Here is a 15,560-nt window from a genome sequence, read left to right as displayed (position 1 = left end):
TAGTTCCCCCTATTATAGTCCCACACGGCCCATGCCGTTGATTATTTTATCTAATGTTTCATCAACTACTGTAATCATACGCGCCGAAGCATTGTATGCTTGTTGAAAAATAATCATATTTGTCATTTCTTCATCCAGTGATACTGAGCTTACGGAAGCACGACGTTCTGTTACTGCTTGCTGAAGTGTTGCGGAATTGAATGCCAAACGTGTAGCCTGTTGACCATCTACACCTAATTGACCAATAAGACCTTCGAAATAGGTTTGTGCACTAACTTTTCCTAAATCATCAAGGCTTGCAAATTTCATATTTGCTAATTTTAATGCAAATTTGCCGTTACCTGGTTCAGCCTCTCCAGGCGTTGAATCAGAAGCCACAACTTTTCCAGGATCTTTAATAATATCAGAGGAAATATAGATATTTTTTGCAGTTATTCCGGCTCCGCTATTATCAGCTTTATCTTTATTAATAAAGAAAGTTTCACCTTGTTTTCCATAAATATCTGAACCTTGTGGATACTTTGCAGTGTCAGTTGGATCACCCATATGAACTTTATTAAATTCAGTCGCAAATGCTTCTGCCATTTTGTCTAATTTTGCAAGCATATCTGGCAATAATCCTTTTACAGGTGCTATTGGACCACCAGTAGCCTGACCATATGAATTCACAAGTGATTTAAGTTTGCCTAAATCGCTAAATTTAGTAATGTCATGCGGCACAGCTGCTAAAGCATCAGTCCAATCATTATTTAGAGGAACATCCTTTCTGCTAGAGTCTAATCTGACAATATGAAAACCTTCGATTGCAGATTTGGGTGTCATCCCATCTGTTTCACTTGCACCAGAATTACGAAGCTGAGCAAAGTTTTTTCCATCAATCAATTTTAAGGATGAACCGTCTTTTAATTTCAATGAAACTGTCACGGAACCTTCTGCAATAGCTAATGAATTACCACCTGATTTAACGTTACTAGTTTCGATTGGGAAGTAAGTTGATAACTCATCTAGCAGCGTGTCACGAACATCATATAAATCATTAGGCATATAGCCGTTCGGTTCAATCGCTTGTATCTGTTCGTTAATGCTAGCGATTTGTTCTAAAATCGAGTTTACATTTTTTAATGAAATTCCGATTTCTTTACCTGCATTTTCTTGGATTTGGGAGATGGATTTGGACAAGTAGTTGAAAGAATCAGCTACTGCTATTCCACGTTGAACAACTACAGAACGTGCCCCACCATTCTCAGGGTTGACGCTTAAGTCTTGTAGTGATTTCCAAAACTCATCCATTGATTTAGCTAATCCATAATCGGACGGTTCATTAAGCACATCTTCCATTTGTGTTATTGCTTGAGACCTTGTTTCCCAATAACCTAGTTTATTGGATTCTTGACGATATTGCGTATCAACGAAAGAATCACGAATACGTTGAATTGACTGTGATTGCACACCTGTACCCAGATGACCTGGAATTTTTGGTGCGTTTAGTCCTGTTCCGGGATAGCCTAAAGTTGCTTCCATATTCACTCTTTGGCGAGAATATCCAATTGTATTAGCATTAGATATATTGTGTCCGGTTGTATATAATGCAGATTGTTGCGTGTATAATCCGCGTTTACTTGTTTCTAGTCCCATAAATGTAGAGCCCATGGGTTCGCCTCCTTATGCTTGTGAGTCGAAGTAGGTTTTGTCTTTTGAGGGACTTTGTACTTCAGATCTCGAATAGTTTATTTGGTCTGGCTTGGGTCTTAATGCATCTAATGTTAAATTAACAAATTGAAGTGATTGCATGGTAAGTTTTTGATTTAGATCGTTTTGTTGTTTTAATGTTTCTAGCGTTAATAATAGATTATTGCGTGCTTTGGTTAGTTGAGCTTTTTCTTCATCTGTGTTGGTATTTTCTAAGACAAGTGCAACAGTAGGGTTGTCAGTAGGAGCAATTCCTTTTGCTCGAAGGTAATCCGTTACCTCTGTTTGACGCTGTTGTTCTAGCTGTGAAATGCCTGCAACATGTGCCTGCTCATCCTTGAGCAGCTGGTTTAGACTGTCCATGTCCCCTGTTTTGATAGCTTCTGTTTTTTTGTATGCAACCTCTAACAAGCTTTTGTGAAGCATGTCTAGTTTGGTTAGTGATTGCAAAATGTTATCGATGGACATGTTCGTAAGCTCCTTTTATAGACGGTAATAATTCAGGATATTCGAGGCTAATTGTTTTGCATCTACTTTGTATGTTCCTGCATCGATGTCAGCTTTTATAGCCGCAACTCGTTCCGCTTGTTTTACTTCTACCGGTGATTTGGTTTGCATGCTTTTCGCAGTAGACGAAATTTCTAATTGATCTGCAGCTGTTTTGGTTGTGTTTTGTACTTTTTCAGCTTGTTGTTGATTACGTTTGTATGGATTTACTTGGTTTACACCAATATTTGTGATTTTCATAAACTTCATCCTCCTCTTTTTTCAAAGTGTCTATGTATTATTTCGGCAGGAAATATGAAGTGTTTAGAGTAATTTGAACGATTTGTGTGGAATAGGTCTTGGGAATTAAAGGGCTTAGTGGAATTAGAAGGTCTTTTGGTAGAACTGGAGTGGGGGTGGGTTGAACTCATGGATTGTTAGATGGAACTCGTATGGCTTTGAGTGTAACTCAATTTTGATTTCTTTTAATCACCCCAAGGAAAAACTCCCACACAAGGTGAGAGTTATTTTTTCTTACTGTCTGAATAATAAGTCCCTGTTTCTTGTTGAGACACTTTTTCGCGGAATTCTTTTGCTGCGTCAAATTGACGAAGACCGGATTTTAATTCGTCCGTACATTTGATACATAGTTTACCTGACTGTGTAATTTTTCCACAGTTATCGCATGGATAGCCTAGGTTCGGGAACATGGCTGGTTGAAGACGGTTTTTACGTACCCATTTATGTAATAATGACTCTTCTACTCCGGTAGCTTCTACAATTCTTTCTACGGTTGCTGCTCGATTTTCGCGTTTGCGAAGGAAGCGGTAAACCGTTTCATATAGTTTTTCTTCGTTCATTGCGCAATTGTTACATACTTCTCTCAATCCCGTATAGTTAAAAAACTCGTCGCATGAAGGACAATTTTTTAGTTCACCCATGTTGTTACCTCCAAATAATATTCTCCCTTTATTTATCGGCAAGTTACCCTTTTATTAAAGTGATTGCGTCGACTCTTTTGGCACCCGCATCCTTTAATATCTTCGCTGCATGATGGATGGTAGCGCCAGTTGTGTATATATCGTCGAATAAAATATAATTTGCTGCTTCGATGGTCCTTATTACTTCGAAAAGATTAGTTGTTTTTAATCGTTCTTTTTTTGTTTTCTTCCCTTGAGAATCGGATGTTGTTTTGGTAAGTACTTGTTGAAAAGGAATTTGTGCTGCATTTAGGAGCTCGTCTACTTGAGAGAATGTACGTAACTTTAGTTTTTCTGGGTGCATTGGAATGGGTACGACAATGCCTTCTTTCTTCTGAAATGCTTGTTGTAACTTCCCCGAAAATACTTTTGCTAATGCAACGTCCTGGAGGAATTTGTACTGGTGTAGATATTCTTTCATCGGTTCGTTATAAGTGTATAGACAAAAGACTGAGTCTACTGCTCCTTCATAAGGAGTGTCTAGGAAATTGGTAAAATCGATGGTCGACTTTGAGATTTCAAATTTTGCGAAGCATCTCTTGCAAGTAGAAGAATCCACCTCGTATAAAAAAAGCTTCGACCAGGTTGCTGATGGTTGGTAAAGTGTGCCACAGATTAAACAGGTCATCAAAGATTCCACCCTTCAATCGCATCCTGCGCTTTATCCATATCTCTGCTTATCCCGTGATGAAAAAAAGTAATATCTCCATCTGGATACTGTGCTGATCTACCGACTCGTCCACTTATTTGAATGAGCGCACTGGAGGTGAAGATGGGCTGCTCTGCTCCAACTACAGCTACATGCACGTTTTCAATAGTAACTCCTCTTTCTAATATGGTCGTTGTTAGTAAGCCAGGGATTTTCTTTTCGCGTAATTGCATAACTAGTTCTTTTCTATCTGGGTGCTCTGCATGAACCCTTGGTAAATCACCTGGGAAGTTCTCAAGCATTTCGATAGTAGGCAAGAAGATAAGAAAAGGCGTGTTTGTTTCTATCTTTTCATTTATCCAGTTTTGTATTTTCAGAGGAATTTTTCCTTTTTTGAGTTGCCGAGCGTAACCCCATAGACTTACAAATTTAGGTACTGGAAGGTCGTAGCCGTGATATCTTCTTGTGAGAATAGATTGGTTGCTTGTTTTTAATGATTTAGTTGGAGTAGCTGTTACATAATGTATGGCAGTTTCTGGTTTTGCGGCTTTAGTAACTGCTTTTTGGAGGGTTTCATCAGCATAGTAAGGAAAGGCATCTGCTTCGTCGACAAATACGACGTCGAAGGCATTTTCAAATCTATAGAGTTGGTGTGTTGTTGCTAGTATGAGTTCAGGAAATCCTTGTTGGTCAGGTGCTCCACCGAATAATGCGTGGATCGTTGTGTCTGGGAAGACTTTCTGGAATCGAGGGAATAGCTCTAAAATAACATCGGTCCTTGGGGCAGCAACGCAAACTCTTTTGCCAGCTTGTAAACATGCAAAGATAGCTGGAAATAGGAGTTCTGTTTTTCCTGCTCCGCATACTGCATGGACTAGGTGGGATTGGTTTTGCTCGACACTAGCAAGTAGTTCTTCATTCGCCTTTTGTTGAAGAGGTGTAAGCTGGCCGCTCCATGCAAAGACATGTGCGTTCGCGCTGCGAGCATGCTGCTTGTCCCAAAGGAGTAATTCAGAACAACTACTCACCCGCCCCATTCGGATACAATGGCGGCAATACGTACAAATTTTGTTGCAAAGGGCACAGTTGAATGAGTGAAATAAGGATGGGTTCGTATTGTGGCATCTGTTGCAGGTGTTCATGTTTGATTGCCAAAAAAGGTTGGAATCTGATTTTGTGAGGACTCCAGGCTTTAGGTGGATGTGACCGGAGTCGATGTGGGCGTCGATGACTTCGCGTGGGAATGGGGTGTGTTCGCGAAGCCATATGCGGCCGGTTAGAAATTGTTGGAGCTGTTTGTTCATGAGCATTCACCTCATTAGTTAATCTTGTACCAACCGAGACCCATGGACCCTTCCCCAAGATGTGTACCGATTACGGGACCGAAGTAGCTAATCGTGAAGTCTACGTTTGGCATTGTTGCTTGAAGTTCTTCTTTCCATGCGATTGCTTCGTTTTCGTAGTTAGCATGAATGATTGTCGCTTTTATGTTGAATTTGTTTGAGTCTTCTTGAAGCATGTCCGAAATACGTTTCATCGCTTTTTTACGAGTACGAACTTTTTCAAATGGTACAATGACTTTGTTTTCAAAGTGTAGAATCGGTTTTACTTGCAGTACGGAACCGATGACGCGTTCGAAGCCAGTTAGTCTTCCTCCGCGGTGAAGATGGTCTAGATTGTCGACCATAAAATATGCACGCATCGTTTGTTTCATGTTGTTTAGTTCTTGTAGGATGGCATCCGGTGAAGCACCTTGTTCAGCCATTTCAGCAGCTTTAAGTACGTAGAAGCCTTGGACCATACAGGAAATTTCTGTGTCGAATGTTCGTACATCAAGGTCAGCTACCATTTCTCCTGCTTGTTCTGCTCCAGCAAGTGTTCCGCTGATACCACTAGATAGATGGATAGAGATAACTGCGTCGTTCTCTTTTGCTAGCTTTTCATATGTTTCGATAAATGTTCCTAAGGCTGGTTGCGATGTCTTTGGAAGCGCTCCACCTTTACGGATTTTATCGTAGAATTCTGTGGTGTTAATGTCGATTTCTTCTTGATAGGTGTCATTTCCGATGACAACGCTTAGCGGCACCATATGAATATTCAGTTGGTCACGAATTTCTTTCGGGATATATGCGGTGCTGTCGGTTACGATTGCTGTCTTCATTTAATAAATCACACTCCTACTTGTAGTTTACTGAATAATTGGTAGAAATGAAAGCATAAAAAAGCCCAAACATGATATTTGTCATATATGTCTGGGGAATACGTTGTTATTCAGTTGTTTCGCCTATATAGTAGACGCTAGAAACTAGCCATTTGCCATCTTCTTTGACAAATACAGTTACCTGGCGTCCGTTCTGTTCAAGTTTAGCACCTGTGTCCATTTGTTCAAAAGAAGTATGGATATTGGAGAATACTTGCGCTTGTGATTTATCGTATTCGATAATCGTAATATTATCAGCTGTACGGATCGTGTTAAAGTCGTTGAACGTTTCTTCTACTTTGACTTTTTCAGCGTCGTAGTTAAAGCCTTCTGGATTTTTGGAAATTGTGTTCATATAGCGTTCTGGGTCTTCTGCGTTAAATGATTCCATGTATTCCGTGAAAGATTCGAGTAATGCTGTTTTTTCTTTTTCTGGTACATTTGTTGCTTCTTCAATATTGTCACCTGACAATTCGAAGCCTATATTGGTTTCGCTTTTATCTTCTGCACCGTGATCCGTTGTTGTTTGTGTGTTCGTTGGAGCGATGTCGGTTGCGGAATTAGCGTTTTGTGCTGTTTCGTCGTTACTATTGCAAGCTGCCAGCGTTAGTGTGAAGGCCGCGAGTGTAATTGCTTGGATTATTTTCATATATGTCTCCTCCTGCTGAAGGTTATTTTGTCATAATTAGGACGAAAACTCAATTATTAAGTTCCCATTTAAAATAGGTAGAATATTCCGGTATTGGAATGTAAGATATAGGTAGAAAGGAGCTGAAGGATTGAGTGGACATTTTACTTTGTTGAAAAGGTTGAATGATGGAGCTCCGTCTTTTGAATTTATTCGTGAAGAGATTCGGAAAATGGATGCTGGAGTGCGCGGAGAGGATCGACTTGTTGAGAGATTGAGGGAGTTACGTTTGCATGGTAAGTTTCGCGTTTTCTCGGATGTCTGCTTGGAGTTGGATGATTGGAAAGTGCAGATAGATTGTCTTTTAGTGACCGACCGATGTTGTATAGTGTTGGAGTCGAAGAATATAAGTGGACGCTTGTATTTTAATGAAGAGTTAGATGAATTTTATAAAGATGAAAATGGAACAGAGACCCCCATTTCTAATCCGTATTTTCAATTGATGCGAAATATTCGCTTCATGAAAGAACTTCTACGAAAGACCCACCCACAAATGAAAGTGACTGGTGCAGTTATCATGACCGCTAAGTCCTGCCGCATTATGAAAAAACCTACCCATTATCCCATTTATAAGTTAGAGAGCATGGTTGAGAGAGTGACACAGATTTACAATAGTTCTGGTGTTGTTGGTTTTTCTGGAGAACAGTTAGATGTGATTCAGAAGCTGTTGTTAGAGAATAGGTCTACTTTTGAGTATCCCCCACTTTGTGAATATTATCGAATTAATGCTAGCGAGATTCGGCCAGGGGTGGAGTGTCCTGGTTGTGGGGTTTTGGGGATGCGACGTGTATACACTACTTGGCATTGTTTGGCTTGCGGGAAAAATGATCGCTATGCACATATATCGGCTGTAAGAGATTACTTTCGGCTAATTGATAAAAAAATTACTAGTAAAGAGTTTCGGAGATTTTGTATGATAGATTCTAAATATAGCGCTTCGCGTATGTTGAATAGTATGGATTTGATAGCATATGGATCTGGTCCTAGTCGGTATTTTGTGGAGAAGTGATTGAATCGGGAGTGATGATTTTGCGATGCGCAACGTTCCGAGGTGGTTTCACAACTTCCAAGTGGTTTCTCGCAACATTGGTGACTTTATTCGCAACATTCACTTCGTTTGGCGCAACTTTCTCATTTTTATTTTTCCAAAAACAAAATCCCACTCCAAAACTGGAGTGGGATTCTTTATATAATTATTAGCGTACTTCAACCCAACCATTTTTGATGCCGGTTACTACGGCTTGGGTGCGGTCGTTTACGTTCATTTTTTGAAGGATGCTGGATACGTGATTTTTTACGGTTTTTTCGGAGATGAATAGTGTTTCTCCGATTGTGCGGTTACTTTGGCCATCTGTTAGCAATTGAAGTACTTCGCATTCACGTTTTGTAAGTAAATGGAATGGACGACGAATTTCTGTTTGATGGAAGTTCCCTTTGTTTTCGCGCTCGCTTAAGCGACGGAATTCTGCAACAAGGTTCTTAGTAACTTTTGGATGTAAGTATGAACCGCCTTTTGCTACTACTTTGATAGCAGAGACAATTGCATTGGCATCCATTTCTTTTAGCATGTATCCAAGAGCACCTGTTTTTAGTGCGTGTGATACGTATGACTCATCATCATGGATAGAAAGGATGATTACTTTTGCATCAGGGAATTTCACTAGTAATTCTCCTGTAGCCTCTACGCCATTTTTAGTAGGCATATTGATATCCATCAATACTACATCTGGAAGATATTTTTCATAAAGACTTAAAACGTCATGGCCGTCGTCACCTTCTGCTATTACTTCGAAAGAGTCTTCAAAGTCTAAAATACGTTTTACTCCTTCGCGAAATAGTTGGTGATCATCTATGATTATAATTTTTGTCATGTTCATTTCCTCCTATAATTAAAAAGCCATATTTACTATTCCTCATTTAATGGAATACTAAACAAAATACTAGTTCCTTTACCAGGGGATGATATAACTTTCATCGATCCTTCTAACAAATCCACTCGTTCCTTCATTCCGATTAAACCAAAGGATTTTTCTTTTGCTACTTCTGGATCAAAACCAGCTCCATTATCTTTGACGATAATATTTATCTTTTGTTTCAACCATTCTACTTTCACCCAAGCTTCAGTAAACTTCCCGTGTTTAGTTCCATTCGTTAAGCACTCTTGGACAATACGGAAAATGGCTACTTCAAAATTGGTATCTAGTCTTTTCTCTTCTCCAAAGTTTTGGAAATTAATCCTACCTGTTGGGTTGTATTCTTCGATTGTTGTTATATACTTTCGAAGTGTTGGTATTAAACCTAAATCGTCTAATGCCATAGGTCGTAGATCGTAAATAATACGACGTACTTCTGAAAGAGCATCACGAACCATTTTTTTTAGGTCTAAAATTTCTTTCATCGCTGCTTCTCCACCACGCTGCTGATATGTAAGATTGATTAGGTCTGTTCTAAGAAGAACATTCGCTAGCATTTGCGCAGGGCCATCATGAATTTCCCTTGAAAGTCTTTTACGCTCTTCTTCTTGCGCTTCGATAATTTTCAAGGTGAAATCTTGTTTAATTTTTGCATTTTCAAGTGCTGCTCCTACATTTTTCAAATCGGATGTTAAGTAATTCATGACGATATTCACCTGATTGACCAGATGATCGGCACGTTCAATCATTTCTAGCAAGCCCTGTAATCTGCGTTCTAAATCATCTCTTCTAAGTCTAAGCTGACGTTCCTCACTACGTTTGATGAGAAGATTTATTTGAATTTCATTTGCAGTTTCGTAGGCTTGGCGAACTTGTGGTTCATCGTACGAGTCAAAATTCTTGGAAACCTCAGCTAATCGATTTCGGGAGTGCCTCGATTTTGATTCGAGCAAATCTCCTTCTATAATAATTGTCTCGATATCTCCACGAATAATTTCTAACTCCACTTTCATTTCTTCAAAGCTTTGTCGACTCTGTTCGCTTATAATGAATATATCCTTTTTCGAATGATCCATCACTTCGACCATTCGATCGAAAATAACATCTAACGATTGCGTTTCAAAATTCATATTCGTCATCTGTTTTTTCTCCTTTATGCGCCCAAATGAGTCCTCATTCACAAATGATGACATGTCCTATTATAGCACTAAGTGACTAAAAATAAATTAAAATTACTTTACAACTATGTTTCAATAGAATCAGGAGGGGAAATATATCTATGAGAAAAGATTACCATACTATCCAAGGCTGTGGCGAGAGCGAATTAATCATTCAAAAATCACGTTTTCTAACGTATGTGAGCCGGGCTGAAACAGAACAACAAGCGCAAGATTTTATTAATAATATCAAAGAAAAGCATAAAAGTGCTAATCATAACTGCTCTGCTTACATTATTGGCGAGCATGACAATATACAAAAAGCCAATGATGATGGGGAACCAAGTGGAACTGCAGGAGTCCCAATGCTCGAAGTATTGAAGAAACAGGGTCTACAGGATACAGTTGTTGTCGTCACTCGTTACTTTGGGGGTATTAAGCTCGGTGGTGGCGGACTTATCAGAGCTTACGGGAAAGCAACTACAGAAGGAATTGACGCCGCAAAAGTGGTGGAACGAAAGCTGCATCATCTGATGAAGATCTCTATAGACTACACATGGCTAGGAAAAGTGGAAAATGAAGTTCGGAACTCCGTCTATCCTCTAAAAGAGATTAACTATGCGGATCTTGTCGAAGTAATGGTATTTACAAAAGCATATGAAGAAGAAACCTTTATTAACTGGATGGCTGAAATGACTAATGGACAGGCGAAAGTCGAACTTGTCGAAAAAGAGTTTTTGGAATTCGTAATGAAATAAATTTACCTATAATCAAATTCATAGTATAATAAGGGGCATGCCAAATTTTAAGAAACTATTTTGTCGATTCTTCGTCTTATTAGCGTTATCTAGAATAAAGGGAGATTATAAAAATGAATAGAAGAGCATATAAAAAGGAGAAAAAGAAAAGTAGTAAGAAGCGCAAATTCTTAACCGTTTCTCTTATAGTAATTGGGTCCTTACTTATTTCTTTATCTACCTATGCAGTTTTCTTAACCAAAAAGGCAGAAACTGCTGCAGACAAAGCTTTTGAAATTGTGGATAATCGGGATCAATCTCCATTACGCGATGAGAAAGTTGAACCATTGAATGATAATGTCTCAGTTCTTTTTATAGGAATTGACGATAGTGAGCAACGTGGTCAAGGTGACACAAACAGCCGCTCTGATGCACTCATGCTAGCTACGCTGAACAACAAGACCAAAACCGTAAAATTAGTAAGTGTCCCGCGTGATTCATATGTTTATATAGATGAAGTCGGGTATGAAGATAAAATTACCCATGCTCATTCATATGGTGGGACTAGAGCTTCTATAGAAACAATTGAAGATTTACTAGAAGTACCAGTAGACTATTATGTGAAAATGAACTTTGATGCATTTATCGATGTTATCGATGCGTTAGGAGGAATCGAAGCCGAGGTTCCTTATAAGTTACTAGAAAAAGATGAGAACGATCAACGTACAGTTGCATTAAACCCTGGATTACAAGAGCTTGACGGTCGAGAAGCATTAGCTTTAGCTAGAACTCGAAAACTTGATAATGATATTGAACGAGGGAAACGTCAACAAATGATCCTTTCTTCTATTATTAAGAAAGCTAGTTCTGCCTCGTCCTTTACTAAATACGGTGAAGTGATTGATGCTGTCGGAGAAAATATGAAGACTGATTTAACATTTGATGAAATGAAATCCTTCTTTGAATATATTAAAAAGGGAATGCCACAAATAGATACTCTATCTCTTGAAGGTTATGATGATATGTCAACTGGTGTTTATTATTGGAAATTAGACGATGAAAGCCTTGATGAAACGAGAGATATTCTTAAAAGCCATCTTGGATTACAGCCAGAAACAAGTAATATTTCAGGCAATAATTCCGATACAAACAGTAATTATGCAGCAGATAGTCGCCCTTAGCAAAGATAAGGAGCTAAGAAGAAATATATTTTCTTCTTAGCTCCTTTTTCATTCACCATAACATATTCTAATAATCTTTTATTCTCTATAAACATAAAAAAACCTTTCATTCTATATAATAGAATGAAAGGTTTTTTTATGATCTACCTATTATTTTTACTAAATTTAAGAGTGGTCTATAATTTTTTCCTGCTAAACCAACTGCTTCTACAAATAATTCAATCGCTATAAGCATAACAACTAGCAAGAGGATTGCTCCCCACATTGTTGCTTGTGAGAATATTAATGCCGCAATACCAAACATTGCAGCTATTGCATAAATGATAAGAACTGTTTGACGATGTGTAAATCCTACATTTAATAAGCAATGATGTAAATGAGATTTATCTGGAGCCATTAATGGCTGTTTTGAGCGATATCTTCTAACAATTGCAAAGAATGTATCTGAAATAGGTACACCAAGCATTATTATAGGGATGATCAATGCAAACATTGTTATACCTTTAAATCCAAGTAATGCAAGTACTGATATCATATACCCAAGGAACAGTGCACCTGTATCTCCCATGAAAATCTTCGCAGGATAAAAGTTAAATACTAAGAAACCTAATGTGCTAGCTGCCAATATAGCTGCCATTGCAGCAACAAATGGAGTCCCCATTATAATAGCCATTCCTGATAGTGTTAAAAGTGCTATGGCAGAAACACCAGCTGCCAATCCATCTAAACCATCGATTAAATTTATTGCATTTGTAATAGCTATAATCCATAAAATAGTAAGCGGGATTGCAAAATAACCAAACTGTAATTCATAGCCTATAAATGGAATGTTTATAAACTCAATTTGTAGTCCCCCATATATGGCAACACTTGAGGCTGCTAAAAGTTGCCCAAGTAATTTTGCTTTTGCTGTAATCTCAAACATATCATCTAAAGCACCTGTAATGATAATTATTAACGCTCCAAGTAACATTGCTTTGTCATATTGACCATCGGGTCTATAAACAAAAAAAGCAACCAGGAAGGCCATAAAGATAGCTAATCCACCTAGTCTCGGCATAATCTTAGCATGAACTTTTCTATAGTTTGGTTTATCTACTGCTCCAACGCGAAACGCTAATTTTTTTACAAGTGGTGTAAATAGTACGGATGCGACAAATGCCAACACTAGTGTAAAGGCAAGCATGTCTCTCCTCCTCATCTAAATCTGTATTATTCAAATCCAATACATTATAACATGGAAATATACATAATATCATTTATTTTTTATATTTATAAGACGTTTTATACTACTTTTTAGTTTCATCAAAATTATATTTGCTTCAGCAACTTTAAGCAATAGGAAGAAACACACATAACTGAATCCAAATATACTCAATCCAACCAAAAATGTTAACCATTTAGAAGATAATTGAATAAATTCGTTTGAAAAATATGTTACAAATCCCATTAATAAAATCGCAACAAATATCTTTCCAATTCCTTTGTTCCAGCTATTAAAAAAGGTTAACTCATATTTCTTGTTAGCATATACAAATAACATAATGAAATTTATAACGGAAGAAATTAAGGTTCCCCATGCTATAGCCATTGCTCCAATAGAGTCAATAAAGAAATAAATTATAATTATATTAATAACAAAGACATTAATAATACTAAAGATGACTGGTGTAATTGAGTTCCCTTTTGCATAATAGAATCTTGTCACATACGTATTCGCAGCTAAGAAGAACATGGTTAATAAAAATATTTCTAAAATTGGCGCTGTTATAGCAGTAGAGACCTCATCAAAATTTCCGTATTCAAATATAATTTGAATAAGGTTTTCAGCATAAAAAAAGGAAAAAATGGTCACCGGTACTAACAGTATAACTAAATATCTAAGTCCACTAGTATATATTTTCTTTACTGCATTATGATCTTTCTCAGCAACTTTTTTACTTAACATTGGATATATTACTGTCGTCACTGCTGTCATCAATATAGCTTGTGGGAATTGTGTAAGCTTCGTCGCATAATTTACTGCCGAAACAAACCCATCTGATAGAGTTGCTGAAAATATACGCTGAATGAGTGCATAAAATTGAATCGTTGCTCCACCAAGCATAATTGGAAGTGCAAGCCTCCAAAGTTGTTTTGTTGTCCAGGTTTGTTGAAAAGATACACCAATTGGAAACTTCTCTAGCTTTCTATACCCTTTTATAAGAAATCCAACCATGATCAATGCACTGATTAAAGCGCCTATTCCATATGCGATTGGTCCTATCCAATAAGAACTCACTACGGAAATTATTAAGAATACTGCATTGTATAGAAGAATGGAGATACTAGATAAGTGAAACTTGCCATTAACATTTAACATGCCACTAAGCCAAGTTGATAAGACTAAGAAGATTGTTGATGGCATCATCCAATAAAACAAATTTCTAGCGAGTCTACTTTCTTCATCAGACATTTCTCCGAAAAATAGATTCAATATTGGATTCGTTGCCAATAACATTAGGATAGTAATTATAATAATTGTCGTAATTACAGTTGTAAATGCTTGTTTAACAAATAATCCTTGATCTGTTTTTTTTTGATTGTATATGGATATGAAAGCAGTAGTAAATGCACCACCAATTACTAAATAGAGGAAATTTGGAATTGTGTACGCGGTAAAAATACTGTCTGCTATATAGCTAGTACCGTACTGATAGCCTATAATCATTTCTCTTAAAAAACCAAACAATCTAGCAACTATATTTATAACTGCTACTGCTCCTACAATTTTTAAAAATGTATTCACTATTTGTTACCCTCAGGAACAGCAGTCTCATAGATTGATATTAGATCTTTTATAATATTTTTTTCATCATGCTTATATAATATCTTCTCAGTTTCTTTACTATTAAAATAGTTTTCAAATTCCAGTGATTTTAACATTTCCTCTTTTAGGGCGCTTGCATTTTGCGAAGCTACTAAATGACCTGCATCATTGGCTAATAAGGAAGACAATCCCCCTACGTCCGAAGCAATAACTGGTATACCACATGCGATAGCCTCTAAAGCGACTAATCCAAAGCCCTCAATATGTGATGGCAGCACAAAAACATCACTTGCTTGAAACCATGTGACAAGATCTGCTTGTTTAACAGGATCAATTAATAGCACATCGTCGTTTAAAAGAGGTGCTATTTTTTCCATAAAGGATGTATCTCGACGTGAGCCAATTATAGCTAGTTTTACTTTCCTATTTGTAGCTAATTTAACCTGTTGAAAAGCTTGAAGTAATTCTTCTACACCTTTTTGTCTAATCACATTTCCTACAAAAGAGAATAGGAATTCATCTGATGATAATTTTAGAAGTTTTCTTGCTTCGCTTTGATCGCCAATCTTGAAAACTTCTCGACTAACACCCATACTCATAATCGTAATTTTATCCTTAGGCACCTGAAAGTCTATTTCAATTTGCTCTGCAAGGGTCGGCCCAACAGCTATGATATGTGCACTTTCTTGTAAGATAGTAGTCGTCCATTTTCGAATAGTGGCATTTTTCTTTGCCATCTTTTCAATATCTCCGCCGTGTGCTGTTACTACATAAGGAATTTTAAATAATTTCTTTAAGAATAATGAAAAAACTCCTGACGGAAATACATAATGTGCATGAGTGATAGAAATACTCTTTTTTTGGAATATTCCTTTTTTCATAACCTTTAGTGCCCATAAAGTATACTTTTTAAGAGCATTTTTCATCCCTGTTGCCGGATTTGTATTTGCTCCTATTTCGACGTCCATACCCGCTTTTCTTAAAGCTTCCACCTGATTTTTCACGAAAATACCATAGGATAGGTGATTGGATGTAGGATACATATTACTAATAACAAAAATTTTCTTCATA

At 37.4% G+C, this 15,560-nt stretch carries 16 protein-coding genes; 3 read left to right on the top strand and 13 right to left on the bottom strand.

Translation table 11 applies throughout. The annotated features are described in order from the left end of the window. Nucleotides 1-12: 12 nt before the first annotated feature. From flgK to MKX39_RS04420, 8 genes are all read right to left on the bottom strand, one after another. A complete protein-coding gene (gene flgK / locus MKX39_RS04455) occupies nt 13-1,650 on the bottom strand; it encodes a flagellar hook-associated protein FlgK (protein WP_340768531.1) in 1,638 nt (545 codons plus the stop codon). 12 nt (nt 1,651-1,662) lie between these two features. Beyond that, complete coding sequence (locus MKX39_RS04450; protein ID WP_340768530.1) at nt 1,663-2,157, bottom strand: flagellar protein FlgN; 495 nt, start codon at nt 2,155-2,157, stop codon at nt 1,663-1,665. Between the two features lie 15 nt (nt 2,158-2,172). Then, entirely contained in the window at nt 2,173-2,436 is a 264-nt protein-coding gene (flgM, locus tag MKX39_RS04445) for a flagellar biosynthesis anti-sigma factor FlgM (RefSeq protein ID WP_340768529.1), read from the bottom strand. Between the two features lie 263 nt (nt 2,437-2,699). Beyond that, complete coding sequence (locus tag MKX39_RS04440) at nt 2,700-3,116, bottom strand: TIGR03826 family flagellar region protein (protein ID WP_340768528.1); 417 nt, start codon at nt 3,114-3,116, stop codon at nt 2,700-2,702. Nucleotides 3,117-3,159: 43 nt separating this feature from the next. Then, on the bottom strand, nt 3,160-3,783 hold the full coding sequence (locus MKX39_RS04435; RefSeq protein WP_340768527.1) for a ComF family protein: 624 nt from the start codon (nt 3,781-3,783) through the stop codon (nt 3,160-3,162). Further along, nucleotides 3,783-4,832, bottom strand: coding sequence for a DEAD/DEAH box helicase (locus MKX39_RS04430; RefSeq protein ID WP_340768526.1), 1,050 nt, complete (start codon nt 4,830-4,832; stop codon nt 3,783-3,785). The genes MKX39_RS04435 and MKX39_RS04430 overlap by 1 nt, the downstream gene beginning before the upstream one ends. A gap of 290 nt (nt 4,833-5,122) precedes the next feature. Continuing rightward, nucleotides 5,123-5,965, bottom strand: a complete 843-nt coding sequence (locus MKX39_RS04425; protein WP_093537274.1) for a DegV family protein — start codon at nt 5,963-5,965, stop codon at nt 5,123-5,125. Between the two features lie 106 nt (nt 5,966-6,071). Next, nucleotides 6,072-6,653: a nuclear transport factor 2 family protein gene (locus tag MKX39_RS04420; protein WP_093537273.1), complete on the bottom strand. Its 582-nt coding sequence runs from the start codon at nt 6,651-6,653 to the stop codon at nt 6,072-6,074. Between the two features lie 130 nt (nt 6,654-6,783). Here MKX39_RS04420 and MKX39_RS04415 point away from each other — a divergent pair, with 130 nt between their 5' ends. Further along, nucleotides 6,784-7,701: a nuclease-related domain-containing protein gene (locus MKX39_RS04415; protein ID WP_340768525.1), complete on the top strand. Its 918-nt coding sequence runs from the start codon at nt 6,784-6,786 to the stop codon at nt 7,699-7,701. 187 nt (nt 7,702-7,888) lie between these two features. Here MKX39_RS04415 and MKX39_RS04410 read toward each other — a convergent pair whose 3' ends face one another. Together MKX39_RS04410 and MKX39_RS04405 are read right to left on the bottom strand one after the other, a co-directional pair. Beyond that, complete coding sequence (locus MKX39_RS04410; RefSeq protein ID WP_093537271.1) at nt 7,889-8,563, bottom strand: response regulator; 675 nt, start codon at nt 8,561-8,563, stop codon at nt 7,889-7,891. A 35-nt stretch (nt 8,564-8,598) separates the two neighbouring features. Next, nucleotides 8,599-9,744: a sensor histidine kinase gene (locus MKX39_RS04405; RefSeq protein ID WP_340768524.1), complete on the bottom strand. Its 1,146-nt coding sequence runs from the start codon at nt 9,742-9,744 to the stop codon at nt 8,599-8,601. Nucleotides 9,745-9,884: 140 nt separating this feature from the next. Here MKX39_RS04405 and MKX39_RS04400 point away from each other — a divergent pair, with 140 nt between their 5' ends. Together MKX39_RS04400 and MKX39_RS04395 are read left to right on the top strand one after the other, a co-directional pair. Continuing rightward, nucleotides 9,885-10,520: a YigZ family protein gene (locus MKX39_RS04400; protein ID WP_340768522.1), complete on the top strand. Its 636-nt coding sequence runs from the start codon at nt 9,885-9,887 to the stop codon at nt 10,518-10,520. Nucleotides 10,521-10,633: 113 nt separating this feature from the next. Further along, on the top strand, nt 10,634-11,680 hold the full coding sequence (locus tag MKX39_RS04395) for an LCP family protein (protein ID WP_340768520.1): 1,047 nt from the start codon (nt 10,634-10,636) through the stop codon (nt 11,678-11,680). A 136-nt stretch (nt 11,681-11,816) separates the two neighbouring features. On the opposite strand, the gene MKX39_RS04390 is transcribed toward MKX39_RS04395, so the two are convergent. The 3 genes from MKX39_RS04390 to MKX39_RS04380 form a co-directional block, all read right to left on the bottom strand. Further along, nucleotides 11,817-12,866, bottom strand: a complete 1,050-nt coding sequence (locus MKX39_RS04390) for a glycosyltransferase family 4 protein (RefSeq protein ID WP_340768519.1) — start codon at nt 12,864-12,866, stop codon at nt 11,817-11,819. A 69-nt stretch (nt 12,867-12,935) separates the two neighbouring features. After that, entirely contained in the window at nt 12,936-14,468 is a 1,533-nt protein-coding gene (gene murJ / locus MKX39_RS04385; RefSeq protein WP_340768518.1) for a murein biosynthesis integral membrane protein MurJ, read from the bottom strand. Beyond that, nucleotides 14,468-15,559 carry a glycosyltransferase gene (locus MKX39_RS04380; protein ID WP_340768517.1) on the bottom strand — a complete coding sequence of 364 codons (1,092 nt, stop codon included), beginning with the start codon at nt 15,557-15,559 and terminating at the stop codon, nt 14,468-14,470. The genes murJ and MKX39_RS04380 overlap by 1 nt, the downstream gene beginning before the upstream one ends. Nucleotide 15,560 lies beyond the last annotated feature (1 nt).

Source organism: Psychrobacillus sp. FSL K6-1464 (assembly GCF_038003145.1).
Taxonomy (GTDB): Bacteria; Bacillota; Bacilli; order Bacillales_A; family Planococcaceae; genus Psychrobacillus; species Psychrobacillus psychrotolerans.
The sequence above is the reverse complement of the archived record's forward strand: the minus strand, read 5'-3'. Positions and strand labels throughout refer to the sequence as shown.